General features: G+C 76.0%; 12 protein-coding genes. 6 read left to right on the top strand and 6 right to left on the bottom strand.

Features of this window, described 5'->3' with window-relative positions:
* Positions 1-66: 66 nt before the first annotated feature.
* Positions 67-768 carry a TioE family transcriptional regulator gene (locus tag ACPPVO_RS45060; protein ID WP_426504760.1) on the bottom strand — a complete coding sequence of 234 codons (702 nt, stop codon included), beginning with the start codon at positions 766-768 and terminating at the stop codon, positions 67-69.
* A 64-nt stretch (positions 769-832) separates the two neighbouring features.
* Between ACPPVO_RS45060 and ACPPVO_RS45065 the strand changes: the two genes are divergently transcribed.
* The 5 genes from ACPPVO_RS45065 (at position 833) to ACPPVO_RS45085 (ending at position 8,597) form a co-directional block, all read left to right on the top strand.
* Entirely contained in the window at positions 833-1,660 is an 828-nt protein-coding gene (locus ACPPVO_RS45065) for an alpha/beta fold hydrolase (protein WP_426504762.1), read from the top strand.
* Positions 1,661-1,851: 191 nt separating this feature from the next.
* On the top strand, positions 1,852-2,295 hold the full coding sequence (locus tag ACPPVO_RS45070; protein WP_426504764.1) for a hypothetical protein: 444 nt from the start codon (positions 1,852-1,854) through the stop codon (positions 2,293-2,295).
* The gene (locus tag ACPPVO_RS45075) at positions 2,223-4,853 is read left to right on the top strand and encodes an FtsX-like permease family protein (RefSeq protein ID WP_426504766.1); all 2,631 of its coding nucleotides are present in this window, start codon (positions 2,223-2,225) and stop codon (positions 4,851-4,853) included. Before ACPPVO_RS45070 ends, ACPPVO_RS45075 begins: the two co-directional genes overlap by 73 nt.
* Positions 4,850-7,801 (top strand): hypothetical protein, encoded by a 2,952-nt coding sequence (locus tag ACPPVO_RS45080; RefSeq protein ID WP_426504767.1) that lies wholly within the window; start codon positions 4,850-4,852, stop codon positions 7,799-7,801. The genes ACPPVO_RS45075 and ACPPVO_RS45080 overlap by 4 nt, the downstream gene beginning before the upstream one ends.
* 64 nt (positions 7,802-7,865) lie before the next feature.
* The gene (locus ACPPVO_RS45085) at positions 7,866-8,597 is read left to right on the top strand and encodes a methyltransferase domain-containing protein (protein ID WP_426504769.1); all 732 of its coding nucleotides are present in this window, start codon (positions 7,866-7,868) and stop codon (positions 8,595-8,597) included.
* Positions 8,598-8,622: 25 nt separating this feature from the next.
* On the opposite strand, the gene ACPPVO_RS45090 is transcribed toward ACPPVO_RS45085, so the two are convergent.
* Positions 8,623-10,221, bottom strand: a complete 1,599-nt coding sequence (locus ACPPVO_RS45090; RefSeq protein WP_426504770.1) for a mucoidy inhibitor MuiA family protein — start codon at positions 10,219-10,221, stop codon at positions 8,623-8,625.
* A 32-nt stretch (positions 10,222-10,253) separates the two neighbouring features.
* On the opposite strand from ACPPVO_RS45090, the gene ACPPVO_RS45095 reads away from it, so the two are divergent.
* A complete protein-coding gene (locus ACPPVO_RS45095) occupies positions 10,254-11,411 on the top strand; it encodes an endo-1,4-beta-xylanase (protein ID WP_426504772.1) in 1,158 nt (385 codons plus the stop codon).
* Positions 11,412-11,553: 142 nt separating this feature from the next.
* On the opposite strand, the gene ACPPVO_RS45100 is transcribed toward ACPPVO_RS45095, so the two are convergent.
* Genes ACPPVO_RS45100 through ACPPVO_RS45115 form a run of 4 tightly spaced genes read right to left on the bottom strand, consistent with a single transcriptional unit; the run spans position 11,554 to position 17,679 of the window.
* Positions 11,554-13,890: a glycosyl hydrolase family 95 catalytic domain-containing protein gene (locus tag ACPPVO_RS45100; protein WP_426504774.1), complete on the bottom strand. Its 2,337-nt coding sequence runs from the start codon at positions 13,888-13,890 to the stop codon at positions 11,554-11,556.
* A complete protein-coding gene (locus ACPPVO_RS45105) occupies positions 13,866-15,737 on the bottom strand; it encodes a beta-galactosidase (RefSeq protein ID WP_426504776.1) in 1,872 nt (623 codons plus the stop codon). Before ACPPVO_RS45105 ends, ACPPVO_RS45100 begins: the two co-directional genes overlap by 25 nt.
* 3 nt (positions 15,738-15,740) lie before the next feature.
* Positions 15,741-16,703, bottom strand: a complete 963-nt coding sequence (locus ACPPVO_RS45110) for a carbohydrate ABC transporter permease (protein ID WP_360380802.1) — start codon at positions 16,701-16,703, stop codon at positions 15,741-15,743.
* Complete coding sequence (locus ACPPVO_RS45115) at positions 16,693-17,679, bottom strand: ABC transporter permease (protein ID WP_426504778.1); 987 nt, start codon at positions 17,677-17,679, stop codon at positions 16,693-16,695. Before ACPPVO_RS45115 ends, ACPPVO_RS45110 begins: the two co-directional genes overlap by 11 nt.
* Between the last annotated feature and the right edge of the window lie 5 nt (positions 17,680-17,684).

The following is a 17,684-nucleotide window of genomic DNA, read 5'->3' on the forward strand; positions in this document are numbered from 1 at the left end:
GTCCGGCATCTTCCCCCGTGGATGCCGGACTCCTTTATTGCCCGTCGACTTTATTGCCCGTCGACTTTATTGCCCGTCGACGGTCCGCAGGTACTCGTCCAGCAGGCCCGCCGCCGTCAGCATCGCCCGGCCCCGCGCCGTGAGCCGCTCCCGCCACGTGCCGAGCGTCCCCGCGAGCGCCTCCGGCCCGCCCGCCGCCCGCACCTGACGGACCACGGCCGCGATGTGCGCCAGCAGGTACCCGCCCCGCCGCAGCAGGTGCGCCAGCTCCGCGTCGCGCACGTCGGCCGGCCCGTACACCCGCTGGCGCGAGGCCCGGTCCCGCTCCGGCGCCAGGATCCCGGCCCGCTCCCACTTGCGCAGCGTCGCCGGCTTCACCCCGAGCCGGTGCGCGAGCGCCCCGATCGGCACCGCCCGGGCCACCGGCGGCGGCAGCGGCGCGGCCAGCACCCGGGCCGCGGCCGCCACGCCGTCGAGGGTCTCCCGGTCCCGCAGCAGCTGCGCGTGGCTCGCGTCCAGGAGGCGCAGCGCCCCGTCCACGTCGCCCCCGGCCACGGCCCGCATCACGTCCCCGGCCACCGCGTGCCCGTGCGCCGGCACCAGGGCCAGAAAGGCGCGCAGCGCGGCCGCGTGGACCTGGGTGTACCGCCGGTAGCCGCTCGCCGTCCGCGCGGCCGGCGGCAGCACCCCGTCCCGCTCGTAGTTGCGCACCGACTGCGCCGAGATGCCGTGCTCCCGCGCCAGGTCCACCGGCCTTTGAGACTTCACGCCCTCGTCTCCAGCAGCGACGGGCCGAACCTTCACAAGCAGGTTCAGCGATACGGTAGAGGTCATGCTAGTGCGACTCCACGACGGCACGACCGTCGACGCCGAAGTCCGCGGCACCGGCCCCACGCTGCTGCTGCCGGTCGACCCGACGCCCGTCGAGGGCCCCCGCGCCGACGAGCTGCGGCAGTGGGGCAACGGCCCGGCGCTCGGGCGCAACCTGATCGACGGGCTCGCCGACGCCTTCCGGGTCGTCGCGTTCGACTACGAGGGCCGCGTCCTGGCCGAGCCGAAGCCGGACACGCTGACCGCCGACGCCATCACCGCCGACATCCTCGCCGTGGCCGACGCGGCGGGGGCGGAGCGGTTCGCCTTCTACGGGTACAGCTGGACGGCGGTGAGCGGGCTGCAGCTGGCGGCGCGGACCGACCGGCTGACGGCCCTGGCGATGGGCGGCTGGCCCCCGCTGGGCGCCCCGTACGCGGGCATGCTGCGCGTCACCACCGCCACCCACGAGCTGGCCCGGCACCCGCCCGCACCCCGGGAGCCCACGGGCAACGCGTGGGCCGACGCCGAGTTCACCCTGTCGGAGCCGCAGACGCGCCAGTTCGTGACGCTGTACCTGTCCTTGCGCGACTTCGACGAACGCGCCACCCTGACCACCGTGACCTGCCCGCGCCTGTGCCTCGTGGGCGGCGCGGACACCATCACCTACGACGAACGCTGGGGCGACGTCACGATCGACCTGGCCGAGCCGGTCCGCGCGCACCGCGCCGAGCTGGAGACCCTGGGCTGGGAGGTACACGTCCTGGAGGGCCTGGACCACATGGCCGCCATGCAGGCGGAGCGGGTACTGCCGATCCTGCGCCCGTTCCTGGAGGCGGCCCTGCTCTGAGACCTCACCGCTGCCGCCCTCGGTGGTTCGCCCGGGCCACGGCGGACGCAATAAGGTGACCCGCCACCGCGGCACCAGCGGCCGCCACGCGGCCGGGGACGGGCCGACGGATCGCCCGTGTGGACAGAGTCGTGCGCCCCGACAGCCATCGAGGGAGAGCGCTCTCTCGATAAACCCGATAGTCTCGCGCGATGCTGCGACTGGTCTTCGGGGCCCTGCGCCGGCGGGGTGCGCAGAGCCTCGCGGTGTTCGCGCTCGCCGCGCTGTTCGTCGCGGTCGCCGCGGCCGGGCCGCTGTTCGACGCCGCCGCCGCGGAGCGGACCACCGCGGCCGACCTCGCCGGGACCAGCGCGGCCGACCGGCTGCTGTCGGTGCGGCGGCCCGTGGCGACCGGCTCCGATCCGGCGGCCGCGCTCGCGGGCTTCCGGCGCGCGGCCGAGGCGGTGCTGCCCCCGCCCGGCGGGCCCGTCGCGCTCGGGCTCACCCAGACGCTCGTCGCGCGCGCCGACGGGATCGGGAAGATGGTGCCGCTGGCGTACCGCGACAACACGCCTGCGAGCACATGCGCGTCGACGGCGCCTGCCCGGCCGCGGTCGGGCAGGCCGTCGTCAGCCGCGCCGCCGCCAAGGTGCTGAACACGAAGGTCGGCGGCTCGCTCGAGCTGCGCACCCAGCAGACCGGCGCGGCGCCCCCGCTGCGGGTCACCGTCACCGGGCTGTACGAGCGCGGCGACGTCGGCGGCGACTGGTGGGCCGACCCCGCGTTCGCGCCCGGGCGCATCGCCGCCGGCGAGGAGACCGTCGACCCGGTGTTCCTGCCGCTCGGCGCGTTCACCGGGATGCTCGCCGCACCCACCGCCGTCTACACCGCGCAGGCCCCGCGGGCGCTGCTCGAGGACGGCTTCGAGGCGACCGCGTACGCGCTGAAGACGGCCGGGTTCGACTACACCGGGCCGCCCGGCACGCTGCTGGCCAAGATCTCCGGCGACCGGGCGGCGACCCGGCGCGGGGTCCTCGCCGGCTGGGTCCAGGCGCTCGTGCTGTGCGCCCTGGCGCTGGGGATCGTCGGGCGGTACACCGCGCAGGACCGCCGCCCCGACTACGCCCTGCTGAAGCTGCGCGGCGCCACCCGCACGCGCACCGCCCGGCTCACGGTGTGGCAGCACCTGCTGCCGATGCTCGTCGCGCTGCCCTTCGGGCTCGCGCTGGGCTGGGCCGCGGCCCGGCTCGCCGCGGGGGCCGCGGCCCCGGTGCGCGCGTTCCCCCCGGCCGGGATCGCCGCCGCCGTCGCGCTCGCCGCCGGGCTCGCCCTGCTCGTGCTGGCCGACCTGCCGCTGCTGCGCACGCCGGTGGCCGAGCTGCTGCGCCGGGCCCCGGCGGCCGGGCGGCGCGGGGCGGCCCTGTTCGACCTCCTCCTGGTGGCCGGCGCGGCCGCGGCGCTGTTCCAGGTGCGGACCCAAGAGCCGGCGGCGGTACCGTCGGGCCTCGCCGTTGTCGCGCCGGCGCTGCTGGCCCTGGCCGCCGCGGCGCTCCTGGCGCGGCTGGTCACGGCACTCGCCGGGCGGGCCGGGCGCGCGGCGCTGCGGGCCGGGCGGGTGCCGTGGGCGCTCGCGGCGCTGCAGTACCACCGCCGGCCCGGCATCGACCGCATCTTCGCGCTCGTCGCCGTCGCGGTCGCGCTGCTCGGGCTGGCCGGCGGGGACCTGCTCGCCGGGCGCGACGCGCGCGCCGACCGCACCGCGGTGGAGCTGGGGGCCGAGCGCGTCCTCACGGTGCGGGCGGCCAACCAGACGACGCTGCTCAACGCGGTACGACAGGCGGATCCCGGAGGCAAGGACGCCATGGCGGTGGCGCTGGACGACACCGCCTCCCCGCCCGTGCTCGCCCTCGACGCGTCCCGCCTCGCCGCCGTCACCGGCGGCGCCGGCGCCCTCGCGCCCGGGACCGCCGCGGCCCTCGCCCCGGGCCGGACCGGCGAGCTGCCCCCGGTCGAGGGGTCCGGCCTGACCGTGGCCGCGCGCAACGACTCCCCGGGCCCGCTGCGCCTCGTCGTGCAGCTCACCAACGCCGGCACCGGCGGGGTCGTCGCGGTGACCCTCGGGCCGCTCGCGCCCGGCGAGCACGAGGCGAGCGCCCCGCTGCGGGGCTGCGCGGGCGCGCCCGGCTGCCGGATCGTCGGGCTGGCCCTGGCCGGACCCACCGACGAGGACGGCAAGCCGGCGCCCCCCGCGGCCGCCTCGGCGCTGACGGTACGGTCGCTGCGCCAGGACGACCCCGGCACGCCCGTGCTCGACGCCGGTGCCCTCGGCGACCCGCGCCGGTGGCGGGCCGCGCTCACCGGGCCCGGCCTCGTGGTCGCCCCGTTCGAGGGCGCCCTGACCCTGCGCGTGCCGCCGCCGGCCGAGGACGGCACCACCCGGTCGCGGCCGGACCCGCACGCGTACGTCGTCGACGGCTCGCTGCCGATCCCGGCCGTGCTCGCCGGGGACCCGCCGCGGGACTGGGCCTCGGCCGAGCCCTCGGCGTCGCCGTTCGGCTCGGCCGCGCAGCCGCTGCGGATCGTCGCGCGGGTGCCGGTGATCCCCGTCCTCGGCGCCGTCGGGCTGGTGCTCGACCTCGACGCGGTGCACCGCGCGCTGCCCGCCCCGGCGACCACCGGCACGCTGCAGGTGTGGCTGGCCGCGGGCGTCGCGCCGGGCCGGGCCGCCGCCATCGCCGACGGCCTCGCCGCGGCCGGGGTCGAGGTCGTCGGCTCCGAGACCGCGGCCCAGCACCGCGAGCGCCTGGCCGAGCAGGGCACCGCGTACGCGGGCCGGTTCCGGCTGCTGTCCGCGGTCGCCGGGCTCCTGCTGGCCGCGGTCGCCGCCGCGGCCGCGGTGTCGGTCGAGCGGCGGGTCCGCGCGGGCGAGGTCCGGGCCATGCGCGTGCAGGGCGTGCCGCACCGGGCCGTCACCGTCGCCGGGGCCGGCGGCCAGGCCGGGCTGCTCGTGCTCGGCACGCTCGGCGGGCTGCTCGCGGGCGCGTTCGCGGGCTGGGCGATCGACGCCCCGGTGGCCGCGTTCGTCGACGACTGGCGGCTGACCGCGCCGCCGCCGGCCCTGCGCCCGGGCGCCCTCGGCCTCGCCGCGCTCGCCGCCCTGTTCGTGCTCGCGGTGGTCTCCGCGCTGGCCTCGGCAAGGGGTACCGACAAATGATCTCCCTGATTCTGGCCATGCTGCGGACCCGGCGCGGCCAGGCCGTCACCCTGGTGCTGCTCGGCGTCCTCGCGGTCGGCGCGACCGTGGCCGTGCCGGCCTACCTCGCCGCCGTCGACGTGGCCGTGGCCCGGGGCGAGGTCGCCGCGGCCGGCCCCGACGAGCGCGCGATCACCGTCACCTCCGAGGCGGACGTGCGCGGCACCGCGAACAGCATCGACTTCGACAGCGTCGCCGGGGCACTGCTGGACCAGCCCGGGTTCGCGCACGTCTACGCCGTGCAGTTCCCCGTCCTCGGCCTGGAGACGAGCGGCGACCGCAGCTCGCACCTGGTCTTCCGCCAGGACGTGTGCGCGCACCTGGAGATGGTGTCCGGGCGCTGCCTCGTGGGCGCGGGCGAGATCCTGCTCGGCGAGGGGACCGCGCGGCGGCTCGAGCTCGAGGCGGGCGCGCGGGTCACCCTCAGCTACGCCCGGATCGTGTCGAACTCGCTCACCGGCATCGCGGTCTTCGTGCCGGACGGCCCCGCGAGCGAGGCCGTCGTCGCCGGCGTCTACCGGCCGGCCGCACCGGCGGAGCAGTACTGGGGCAGCCACGGGTACTTCACCCCCGAGGCCCCCGAGCCGGTGTTCGCCAACGCGGCGACCGTGGAGCGGCTCCAGCCGAACCTCGCCGAGGTCTCCCTCGACGCGACCGCGGACCCGGCGGTGTTCGACGCGACCGGGCCGCTGCGGGACCGCCTCGCGCAGCTGCAGCAGCGGGCCAGGTCGGTCGGCGGCGACTACCGCGTCGGCACCGCCATGCCGGGCCTGATCGACCGCGTCGAGCAGAGCCGCGACCTGGCCCGCCGCAGCGTGCCGGCCGGGGCCGTCCCGCTGCTCCTGCTCGCCTATCTGGCGCTGTACCTCGCGGTCGACTACGGCTCCGAGGGCCGCCGCCCGGAGCTGGCCGTCGTCGCGCTGCGCGGCACGCGGTGGTGGCAACGGCTGCTGCTGGCCATCGGCGAGAGCGTCGCCGCGATCCTCGCCGGCGCCGTCGCCGGGCTCGTCGCCGGCCGCCTCGCCGTGGCCGCGCTCGTCGGCTGGCGTCTGCCCGGCGTCGGGTTCTCGCTCGACCTGACCGACCCGCACAGCGCCGGCCTCGCCGCGCTGACCGCCCTCGGCGCCGTCGCCGTCGCGGTCGCCGCCCAGCGCCGCCACCTCGCCGGCCCGGTCGCCGAGCTGCTGCGCCGGGTGCGGATACGCACCTCCCTCGGCTGGCGCTCGGCGGTCGTCGTCGCCGTACTCGCCGGGGCCGCGCTCGCCCAGCTGTTCACCACGAGCGGGCGGCTCGACGGCGTCGGGCTGCTCGCGCCCGCGCTGTGCATGGCCGCGCTCGCGGTCGCCTGCGCGCGGCTGCTCGCCCCGGCCGCCCGGGGGCTGGGCCGCTCGGCGCTGCGCCGCGGCCGGCTCGGGCTCGCGCTCGCCGCACTGCAGGCCGGCCGGCGCCCCGCGGCCCAGCGGATGCTGCTGCTGCTCATCACCGCGGTGGCGGTGCTCGGGTACGCCGTCAGCGCCACCGACGTCGCCGCGCAGGACCGCGACCTGGCCGCCCGCATCGGTACCGGCGCCACCCGGGTGCTCGAGGTCGGCCCGGTCACCCGCCAGCAGTTGCTGCACGCGGTGCGCCAGGCCGACCCGGGCGGGCGCTGGGCGATGGCCGTCGTGCAGCTGCCCCCGGGCGCGCCGGGCGAGCCCGCGAAGCTGGCCGTGGACACCGCGCGGCTGCCGGGGGTGGTGCCGTGGCTGCCGCAGTACGGCGGCCTCGACCCGGCCCGCCTGCCCGCCCTGCTGCACCCGCCGGCCCGCGACCCGGTCGTACTGGACGGCAAGGCCGTGCGCTTCGACGTCGGCGTGACCAGCCGGGGCAACGAGCCCGTGCGGGTCAAGGCGGTGCTGGAGTCGGTGACCGGCCGCGGCTCCGCCGTGCTCGACCTCGGGACCGTGAGCGCCGGGGAGTACACCCTCGGCCGCACCGACGCGGTGTGCACCGACGGCTGCCGCCTGGCGGCGCTGCGCCTGAGCTCCGACCGCATCGGCGGGGCCGCGATCGACGCGACCCTGACCCTGCACGGGCTGTCGGCGGCCACCGCGGACCTCGCCGACGCCTCGCACTGGCGCGGCACCGGCGGCACGCTCAGCGCCGCCGGCGACGGCCTGCGCTTCACGGTCAGCGGGGTGCTGACCGACGGGGCGTGGTTCCAGCCGGCCGACGCGCCCTATCCGCTGCCGGCGGTGGCGACGGTACCGCTGCCGCCCAGCGTCGCCGGCGTCGACGGCCGCCCGACGGACGTGCGTGCCGCGGGCCGCGCCGAGGCCCTCCCCCGCGTCGGCTCCTTCGGCGCCCTGGTCGACCTCGATTACGCCGACCGCGTCTCCTCCGACGGCGGCGCGGCCCGCGCACCGGAGGTGTGGCTGTCGGCCTCGGCCCCGCCCGAGGCGAGGGCCCGCCTGGCCGCGCAGGGCCTCATCGTCACCGGCGAGCGCGACGTGGCCTCGGTCCGCGCCCGCCTCGACGGCGAGGGCCCGGCCCTGGCCCTGTGGTTCCACCTGCTCACCGGCGCGCTCGCGGTGCTGCTGGCCGCGGGCGGCATCACGATGATCGCCGCCGTGGACCGCACGGCCCGGGCCGCCGACCACGACGTCCTGCGCACGCAGGGCCTTTCGCGCGCCGTGCTCCGGCGGGCGTCGCTGTGGACGTACCCGGCGCTGGTCCTGGCCGCGGGCGTGCTCGGCCTGGCCGCGTCGCTGGCCGTGTGGCGGCTGACGGGCTGGTCGCTGCCGGTGTTCGGCGCGGCGACGCAGCTGCCGGAGCTGCCCCTGCCGCACTGGCCGGTGACCCTGGCCCTGCCGCTGACCTGGCTGCTGAGCATGGCGCTGCTGTCATCGGTGGCCGCGCGCCGCACGTGACAGTTCTTGTACGGTGGGCGGCGTGACGTACTTCTCCTCGACCGCGCCGCACTGAGCACGGCCCATGCCGGACTGGAACGAAGCCGCCGACTGGTACGCCTCGATGCTCGACGACCCCGCGCGCCCGTTCAACGACCTCGCGGCCACGGTGGCCCTGGACCTGCTCGGCCCGGTCGCGGGCCGGACGGTCCTGGACCTGGGCTGCGGCGAGGGCCACGTGAGCCGCCGCCTGGCCCGCGCGGGCGCGACGGTCATCGGCGTGGACCCGACGGCCCGCCTGCTGGAGCTGGCCGCGGAGCACAGCACCCCACCCGGGATCCGGTACCTGCACGCCGCCGCCGAGGACCTGTCGGGCCTGACGACGGCGTCGGTGGACGCGGTGTGCGCCGTACTCGTCCTGCACCACACCGACCCGCTGCCCACCGCCCTGCGCGAGGCGCACCGCGTCCTACGCCCGGGCGGGGCGCTGGCCGCGGTCATCCCTCACCCGGCCTTCGACCACGCGGGCGCCGCCTGGGCGGAGGGCCGCCGCGTCGTGGGCGCGTACGCGGACGAGCGCCACTGGTCGACGCCGACGCGGATGCCGGGGCGGGTGGAGGCGGTACACAACATCGGCTGGCACCACCGGACGGTGTCGACGTGGCTGAACGCGCTGGCGGAGGCGGGCTTCACCCTGGAGCGGGCCGTGGAACCCCTGGGGCAGGGCGCGTGGGAGCACCTGCCGAGATTCCTCGCCTTCCGCGCCACGACGGGCGACGGCCCGGTAAGTGCGGTTGGCCCATCGTCGTTTGCGTGAAGCCGGACCTGGTGCGCATCACCACTCACTCGCGCCAGCCCGACAGTTCGAGGCCCTTCGAGGTCTCCACGCGGTAGCCCAGGCGCAGCGCGTACTGCTGACCCTCGGGGAGCACGACGCGCCAGGTGAGCACGCCGAGGTCGGTGCGCTCGGCCGGGGCCGGCTCCACCGCGGTCTCGCGCACGGTAATGCCCTCGTGACGGCTCACCGGCAACTGGTCGAGGACGGTCAGGCGGATCTCACGGCCGGTGAAGTTCGCGATCGTCGTGCGGTACTCGACCTCGCGCCGGCGGCTCGAGCCCAGCGTCGCCTTCGTCGCGGTGCGGCGGGTCAGCTCGCGCTCGACCCGCACCCGGTCGTCGAGGCCCAGCGCCAGCTCGAGCTCCTCGCCGGGCGCCCACGTGGCCAGGGCGGTGCGGCTGACGAAGTCGGCCTCGTGGAAGACCGCCGCGGGGCCGGGCGGGAACGTGTGGCCGGACGTGTTTGTCACAACGGCCCGCAGGTGTACGTCGGTGGAGCGCGCCGGCGCCGTGACGTAGTCGAGCCGCGCGGCCAGATCGAGCACGGAGATCGTGGCGCGGGCGGTCGTGCCGTCGGCGGGCACGGCGACGGCGCGCGCGGGGCGGTAGGTGGCCGCGGTCGCGCCCTCCTCGACCCGCGCCTGGCCCAGCTCCATCGGCGCGGACAGGTCGAGGGACGCCTCCATCATCGGCGGGCCGGTGACGGGCGCGGCGGCCGCCATCGGGGCCGGCGGCGGGCCACCGGGCGCCCCGCCGAACGCCCGGGACGCGTAGACCGGGGGCGGCGGGGGCAGGAGCGGGTCGAGGTACCACGGCAGCAGCTCGGGAATTTCGGCCGTTCCGGTGCTCCGGGCGGTCGACAGGGCCAGCTCGCACTCCGGCCAGTCCTCGCCGGTGCGCTGCTCGACCAGCCCGAACCAGCTGAGCTGGAGGGTCTCGCCGGTGAGCCGCACGTCGTACGTCGAGCGCCAGCCCGCCTCGAACACCTGGTAGGACACGTCGAGCTCGACCTCGCCGGGCTGGGACACGGCGAGGGCGACCACGGCGTACCGCGCGTCGGGCTCCCGCTTCCCGGACAGGTCGCGCAGCTGCCGGTCGAGCGCCGCGATCCGGTCGGTCACCCCGGCGCGCCGGCGCTGCAGCTCGCGCAGGCCGGCCAGCACCGACGTCAGCTCGTCGCCCATGGTCGCCGAGAACGCGGTCACCAACTCGGCCGCCGTGTCACCGCCGGCCAGGGCCCGGGCATACGCGCCGGTGGCCCGCTCGCCGAGGGCGATCAGGAAGGCCTGACGCTGCCGCAGTACCGTCTCCGCGTCCTCGATCTCGTCGGCCTCCGCGGCCAGGCGGCGCCGCTCCTCGGTCACCGCCGTGACCGTCGTGTCGGACGGCTTGTTGCGCCGGCGCAGGACGAGGTCGACGCCGAGCACGGTCGCGGGCCCGCGGCCGCTGACCCGGATCGAGTCGCCGTCGAGTCCCAGCGGCAGCGGGCCGACCTCGACGACCTGGTCGCCGGCCTCGAGCGCGGTCCGGCCGCGGCGCGTGACCCGGGCCTGCGTGGGGTACACGGTCACCGCGACGATGGCGGCGTCGATCGAGTTCTGCACGCAGCGCACGGTAACGCATAAACTCCACCATCGTGGTTTCCCATGCGAGCCTCGACCACCGCCGCGGCACGACCACGCTGACGGTCACCGGCCCCGACGGCGCCCCGCTGCCGCACCGTGACGTCGTGGTCGCCCAGCGCGACCACGCCTTCCGCTTCGGCTGCACCGGCTTCGACGCCGACCGCACGTTCGCGGCGCAGTGGCTCGGCCTGTTCAACACCGCGACGCTGCCGTTCTACTGGGGCCAGTTCGAGCCCGTGCGCGGCTTGCCGGAGACGGCCCGGTTGCGCGCCGCCGCGCAGTGGTTCGCCGACCGGGGCGTGCAGGTGAAGGGCCACCCGCTGGCGTGGCACACCGAGACCGCCCCCTGGCTCGACGAGCTGACGACCGCCGAGGTGGTGCCGGCGCAGCTGGCCCGGATCGACCGCGAGGTGCGGGAGTTCGCGGGGCTGATCGGCGCCTGGGACGTCATCAACGAGGTCGTCATCATGCCGATTTTCGACAGGTACCCGAACGGCCTGACCCGGGCCTGCCGCGCCCTGGGCCGCATCCCGCTGGTACGCCACGTCTTCGAGGCCGCGCGGGCGGCCGACCCGACGGCGACGCTGCTGCTGAACGACTTCGACCTGTCGGCCGCGTACGAGTGCCTGATCGAGGGCCTGCTGGAGGCGGGCGTGCGGATCGACGCCCTGGGCCTGCAGAGCCACATGCACCAGGGCTACTGGGGCGAGGAGCGGACGCTGGCGACCATCGAGCGTTTCGCACGGTACGGCCTGCCGCTGCACTTCACCGAGACGACCCTGGTGTCCGGCGCCCTGATGCCGGCGCACATCGAGGACCTGAACGACTACAAGGTCCCGGCGTGGCCGTCGACACCGGAGGGCGAGTCCCGCCAGGCCGACGAGCTCGAGCGCCACTACCGCACCCTGTTCGGACACCCGTCGGTGCAGGCGGTGACGTACTGGGGCCTGCCGGACGGCGGCTGGCTGAACGCCCCGAGCGGCCTGCTGCGGGCGGACGGCTCACCAAAACCCGCGTACGAAGCCCTGCATTCCCTGGTCCGCGGCGAGTGGTGGCTACCCCCGACGCGGATGACGACAAACGCCAGCGGCGAGCTGACGGTAACCGCCTTCCACGGCGACTACGACCTGACCGTGGACGGCCGGACCGTGCAGTTCTCTATCGCATGAGGGGCACCGGCCGGACGGTGACCCAGTTCCCGGGCGGCTCCCTCGATGGCGGATCTGCACGTACAGCCCCGGTGGCGGGTCAGCGCTCGCACCGACCTACGACGACGGTCCTCGACGGGCGTGCGAGCCGCCGATCGACGCCTCACCGCAGGTGGTACCCCGTGCCGGCCTGCGCCGGCCAGCGCCAGCGCGCACGGCCCGGTGGGGCGCCCGCCACCTCGGTCGCGCCCGGCGGGGCCGCCGACAGAGAGGCGACCTCCACCGTCAGCGGCCCGGTCGCGCCCGCGATCACCACCGCCTCGGCCAGCCGGCCGCCCGCCCAGGTCACCGACGCCGTGTAGCCGCCGCGGCAGCGAATCCCCCGCACCGACCCGGCCGGCCAGGACGGCGGCAGGGCGGGCAGGAGGGACACGGCGCCGTCGTGGCTCTGGACCAGCAGCTCGGTCAGGCCCGCGACCACCCCCAGGTTGCCGTCGATCTGGAAGATCTGACCGCTCGGGCGGCCCTGGTCGGGATGGAGGGTCAGCAGCGACGCCGAGCACAGGTCGTCCAGCAGCGCCGCGATCGTCGTGGCGGCCAGGGGCGCGTCGCGGAGGCGTGCGGCCAGGCACAGGATCCACGCGCGGCTCCAGCCGGTGTGGCCCGAGCCGTACGCCAGGCGGGTTTGCAGGGCCCTGCGCGCCGCGGCGAAGTCGGACGGTGTGCCCGTCTCCGTGATGCGGGTGCCGGGGTAGAGGCCGTACAGGTGGGACAGGTGGCGGTGGCCGGGCTCGCGCGGCGGGCGGTCGTCGTACCACTCCAGCAGCGCCCCGTCGGCGCCGGTGCCGACCGCGCGCAGGTTGCGCAGGGCCGTGGCCGCCTCGCCGGCGAGGGCGGCGTCGGCCGGGGCGGGCCAGCGGGCCGAGAGCGCGGTGAACCGGGTCAGCACCTCCCGGGCGAGCTCCTGGTCCAGGGTCGCGCCCCACGAGGTGGCGGCATGGCCGGCGGTACCGACGAGAAAATGGTGCTCCGGAGACGTCGACGGGCTGATGACCAGTGCGCCCCGGCCGTCGTCGACAAGCATGTCGAGCGTGAAGCGGGCCGCGGCGCGCAGGATCGGGAGGGCCACCGCGCGGCCGAAGTCGCGGCCGGCGCCGAAGGCGAGGTGGTCCCAGGCGTGGGCGGACAGCCAGGCCAGGGCCGAGGGCCAGTTCGCCCACTGCGGGTCGCCCGGCACCGGGGCGGTGAAGCGCCACAGGTCGGTGTTGTGGTGCGCGGCCGCCCCTCGGGCCGCGTAGTGGCGGGAGGCGGTGCGCTCGCCGGCCACGGCCAGGTCGCGGGTCAGGGCCAGCAGCGGCTCGTGCAGCTCGGGCAGGCCGGTGGTCTCGGCCGCCCAGTAGTTCATCTCGGCGTTGATGTTCGTGGTCCAGTTGCTGCTCCAGCCGGGGCGCACGTCGGCGTTCCAGATGCCCTGGAGGTTCGCGGGCTGGGTGCCGGGGCGGGAGCTCGCGATGAGCAGGTACCGGCCGAGGTGGAACAGCAGCTCCGCGCGGGCCGCGCCCGGCGAGTCCGACAGGTCCAGGTCGGCCCGGGTGAACAGGCGGGTGTGGTCCTCGGTGTGGCGGGCGCGCAGCTCGTCGGGCTGGCGGGCCAAAGCCCGGGCCAGGCGGGCCACGGCCGCGGCGGCCAGGGCGTCCGGGTCGGCGCCCGGGCGGCGGTCCGGGCCGTTGAAGCCGGTCACCGCGGCCACGAGCAGGCGGGCGCCGTCGCCGTGGCGGCGGACCGCGGCGGCCACGGCGAAGCCCATGCCGGCCGCGACCGTGCCGGCGGCGTCGGGGCCGTCGGTGGCGTAGACGACCGGGTCCCGCCGGCCGGGGACGTAGTTGGGCACCACGTGGGCGGGGGCGCGGCCGGTCCACACCAGGCAGGCGGGGTCGGCGACGCGGGCCGCGGCGACGCCGGGGTGCAGGCTGTGCAGGCGCGGCGCGATCGCGCGCGGGCCGGCGCCGGGGCCGGTCGCGCTCAGCACGAGCACGCCGTCGGGGGCGGAGGCGAAGGCGGTGAGCCGGACCGGGCCGGAGGCGCTCACGTACTCGGTCACCGCCTCCCCCGCGGCGAGGTCCAGCCGGCGGCGGTACCCGCCGACCGCGCGATGGTCGCCGTAGCGCCACTCGAGGCCACCCAGCGGCTGGTACGACTCGGAGTAGCCGGCGCCCTGCAGCTCGCGGGCCAGGTCCTCGGCGCGGAGATGGTCGCCCGCGGCGATGGCGCGGCGCAGCTCGGGCAGGACCGCCGCCGGGGCCGGCTCCGGGCCGGCGGGCCGCGGGCCGCCGGACCACAGCGTGTCGGCGTTGAGGTCGGCCAGCTCGACCCCCGGCCGGCCGTGCAGCATCGCGCCCAGGCTGCCGTTGCCGATCGGGAAGCCATCCTCGAACTCGGCCGCGGGGGCGTCGACCTCGATGCGGTGCCGCGCGGTCATGCGGCCGGCCGGATCTCGCACGCGCCGGAGTCGTGGTCGAGCAGGAAGACGACGCCGCCCCGGCGGACGGCCTCGACGCCCGGCGGCAGGTCCGGCAGCACCGGGCGCACCCCCGCCTCGGCGCAGGCGCGGGCGAGCAGCCCCGCGAGGGCGTCCGGCGCCGGGACGGTGCCGACGTACCACGCGATGCCCGCCCCGTACTCGTGCCGGAACACCATCGGCCGCCCGTCGAGCGGGCCGCCCTGCGCCGACTCGACGACGGCGGCGCCGCGGGGCTCGGCCCACTCCTGCCAGATCGTGCCGGGCGAGGCCTGCGGCCAGTGCTCCTCGACCCGCACGCCGACGACGTCCATGAGCAGGCCCGGCCACCCTCCGATGTGGACCCGCTCGTCCTGGTCGGCGACGCCGCTGAACGGGCCGAGCACGAGCGTCCCGCCCCCGGCCACATAGGACCGCAGACCCGCGGCCACCGCCGGCGTCACCTGGTACAGGTTCGGGGCCAGCACGAGCTTGTAGCGGGACAGGTCGGCCGCGGGGCGGGCGAAGTCGCACGTGATGTTGGCGCGCCAGAGCGGCTCGTAGTACTCGGTGAGGCGGTCGACGTAGCCGAACCCGGCGTGCGGCTGGTGCGGCAGTTCGGCCGCGCGCCAGGACTCCCAGTCGAGCAGGACGGCCACGTCGGCCGCCACGGGAGCGCCGAGCAGGCCGTCCACTTCGGACAGTTCGGCCAGGGTGCGGCCGAGCGCGCAGGCCTCGCGGAAGACCCGCGAGTCCGGCCCGGCGTGCGGCAGCAGCGCGCCGTGGGCCCGCTCCGGCCCCTGGCGGGAGGCGCGCCACTGGAAGTGCAGCACTCCGTCGGCGCCGCGGGCCAGCGCCTGCAGCGACCACAGCCGGTTGAGCCCGGGCCGCTTCGGCGTCGACACCGGCCGCCAGCTGGCCGCGCCCGGCGACTGCTCCATGAGCAGCCAGGGGCCGCCGCCGAGGGAGCGCATGACGTCCTTGGACATCGCGCCGCGCAGAGCCGCGCCGGGGTCGCCCGGGTCCGGGTACGTGTCGAGGGAGACGAAGTCCTCCTCCTCCGCCCAGCGCCAGCCGTCGACGGGCCGGTAGAGGTCCATGAAGTTCGTCGTCACCGGCACCGCGGGGTTGTGGGCCCGGACCGCGTCGCGCTCGGCCGTGTAGCACTCCAGCAGCAGATCCGAGCCGAACCGCTGGTAGTCCAGATCCTGGGTGGGGTTGCCGATGTACTGCACCGTCAGCGGCGCCGTCACCTCGTCCCAGGTGGAGTACCGCTGCGACCACACGGCGGTGCCCCAGGCCGCGTTGAGCGCGTCGAGGGTCCCGTAGCGGGCGCGCAGCCAGCCGCGGAACCGCTCCGCGCAGTGCCCGCAGTGGCAGGTGGTGCCGTACTCGTTGCCGATGTGCCACAGCCGCAGGGCCGGATGGTGCGCGTAGCGGGCCGCGAGCGCCTCGGTGACGGCGAGCGCGGCGCGGCGGTACGGCGGCGCGCTCGCGCAGTAGTGGTTGCGCGAGCCGTAGTGGCGGCGCACCCCGTCCGGCCCCTGCGGCAGGGTTTCCGGGTGGCGGTGGCCCAGCCACGGCGGCGGCGACGCGGTCGGGGTGGCCAGCGCCACCCCGATCCCGCCGTCGTGCAGCAGCCCGAGCACGGTGTCGAGCCAGCCGAAGTCGAACCGGCCCGGCTCGGGCTCCAGCGCGGCCCACGCGAACACCCCGACGGTCGCCAGGTTCACCCCGGCCTCCCGCATGAGCCGCACGTCCTCCTCCCACACGTCCGGCGGCCACTGCTCGGGGCTGTAGTCGCCGCCGAACAGCAGCCGCCCGCGGGTGGCGTCCCCCAGACCCGGCACGTCTCAGCCCTTGATCGCGCCGACCAGCATGCCCTTGGTGAAGTGCCGCTGGACGAACGGGTAGACGAGCAGGATCGGGATGAGGGTCAGCGTGACCACCGCCATCTGCAGCGAGAGGGTGGCGATCTGCTGGTGCCCGGCGTACTGCCCGGTGCCGGTGGTGCCCGAGCCGGGCATGTTCGAGCCCTGCAGCGTGTACATATACATGATCATCTGCAGCGGCCACTTGCCGTTGTCGGGCAGGTAGAGCAGGGCGTTGAAGAACGAGTTCCAGTAGCCGACGGCGTAGAAGAGGGTGATGACGGCGATGACCGCGCGCGAGGTCGGCAGGACCACCGACCACAGGATGCGCCACTCCCCCGCGCCGTCCATGCGGGCGGCGTCGAGCAGCTCCGGTGCGGTACTGCTGAAGAAGCCGCGCATCACGAGGATGTTGAAGACCGACACGGCCGCCGGCAGGATCATCGTCCAGTACTGCCCGTAGCCGCCCAGCGCCGTGACCACGAGGAACGACGGGATGAGCCCGCCGCTGAAGAACATGGTGACGACCAGGAACAGCAGGATGAACCGGTGGCCGAACGAGCCGTGCCGGGACAGCCCGTAGGCGCACAGGACCGTCACCACCATCGAGACGACCGTGCCGATGACGGTGATCCCGAGGCTCACCAGCAGCGAGTGGGTGACGAGCTGGTTGGTGAAGATCTGGTGGTACGCCTCCAGGGTCAGCTGCCCGGGCACGGTCACCAGGCCGCCGGCCTCGTTGATCGCGGCCTGCGTGGAGAAGCTGGTCAGCACGATCGTCCACAGCGGCAGCAGGACGACGATGACCACGACGAACAGGGTGAGGCCCTTGACGCCCTGGCCGACGGGGCCGGTGCGCTCCTCCCAGGCCGGGCCGGCGTGCTTGCGGCGGGGGCGGACGGGCTCGATCTGCGGCGCCGTGACGGGCGCGGTGTCAGCGGTCATCTCTGCGGTACAACCCGTCCTCGCCGAAGGCGTGCGCAAGCTTGTTCGCGGCCAGCACCAGGATCAGGGACAGGATGCCCTTGAACAGGCCGGCGGCCGCGCCGTAACTAAAGTTGTTGTTCACGACGCCGTAGTAGTACGCGAAGGTGTCGAGCACCTCGGAGGCGTCCCGGCCCACGGCCTGGCGCTGGATCAGCATCTGCTCGAAGCCGACGGTGAGCGCGTTGCCCAGCCGCAGCACCAGCATGAGCACGATGACGCCGCGCATGCCCGGCAGCGTGATGTGCCACATCCGCCGCCACCGGCCGGCCCCGTCGGCGGCCGCCGCCTCGTACAGGCTCTGGTCGATGGCGGCCAGCGCGGCGAGGAACACGATGATCCCCCAGCCGGCCTCCTTCCACACCGCCTGGGCGGTGACCAGGTACTTGAAGGCGTCCGCGTTGGTCATGACGTCGATCGTGGCCCAGCCGTGCCGGCGCAGGAGGGTGTTGAGCGCGCCGGCGCCGCCGAGCATCTCCTGGAACACGGTGACGACGAGCACCCAGGAGAAGAAGTGCGGCAGGTAGACGACCGACTGCACGAACGAGCGGACCCGGGCGTTGGCGACCTCGTTGAACAGCAGGGCCAGCGCGATGGGGATCGGGAAGTACAGCGCCAGCTGCACGGCGCTGATGACCAGGGTGTTCTCGAGCGCGGACCAGAAGATCGAGTCGTTGAGGAGCCGCTCGAAGTTGGCCGTGCCGACGAACTCGCTGTACCAGAACCCGCTGTAGATGTCGTAGTCCTGGAACGCCGTGATCAGGCCGAACATCGGTGCGTAGGCGAAGACGGCGAGCAGCACGATCGCCGGGACCGTCATGAGCAGCAGCGAACGGTCGCGGCGCAGGCGGATCCGCCAGCGTCCGGGGCGGGGCGCGGCGGCGCCGCCGGCGTGCTCGGCCGGCGGCGCCGTCTTCGCGGGAGTCGTCGCGGTCACCGTGG

The sequence above is a fragment of the Dactylosporangium sp. McL0621 genome (assembly GCF_049995355.1).
In the GTDB taxonomy this organism is placed as follows: Bacteria; Actinomycetota; Actinomycetes; order Mycobacteriales; family Micromonosporaceae; genus Dactylosporangium.

Coding starts and splice junctions, on each gene's coding strand:
- ACPPVO_RS45085 (WP_426504769.1), top strand. CDS start 7,866: ATGCCGGACTGGAACGAAGCCGCCGACTGGTACGCCTCGATGCTCGAC.
- ACPPVO_RS45075 (WP_426504766.1), top strand. CDS start 2,223: ATGCGCGTCGACGGCGCCTGCCCGGCCGCGGTCGGGCAGGCCGTCGTC.
- ACPPVO_RS45080 (WP_426504767.1), top strand. CDS start 4,850: ATGATCTCCCTGATTCTGGCCATGCTGCGGACCCGGCGCGGCCAGGCC.
- ACPPVO_RS45110 (WP_360380802.1), bottom strand. CDS start 16,703: ATGACCGCTGACACCGCGCCCGTCACGGCGCCGCAGATCGAGCCCGTC.
- ACPPVO_RS45065 (WP_426504762.1), top strand. CDS start 833: ATGCTAGTGCGACTCCACGACGGCACGACCGTCGACGCCGAAGTCCGC.
- ACPPVO_RS45070 (WP_426504764.1), top strand. CDS start 1,852: ATGCTGCGACTGGTCTTCGGGGCCCTGCGCCGGCGGGGTGCGCAGAGC.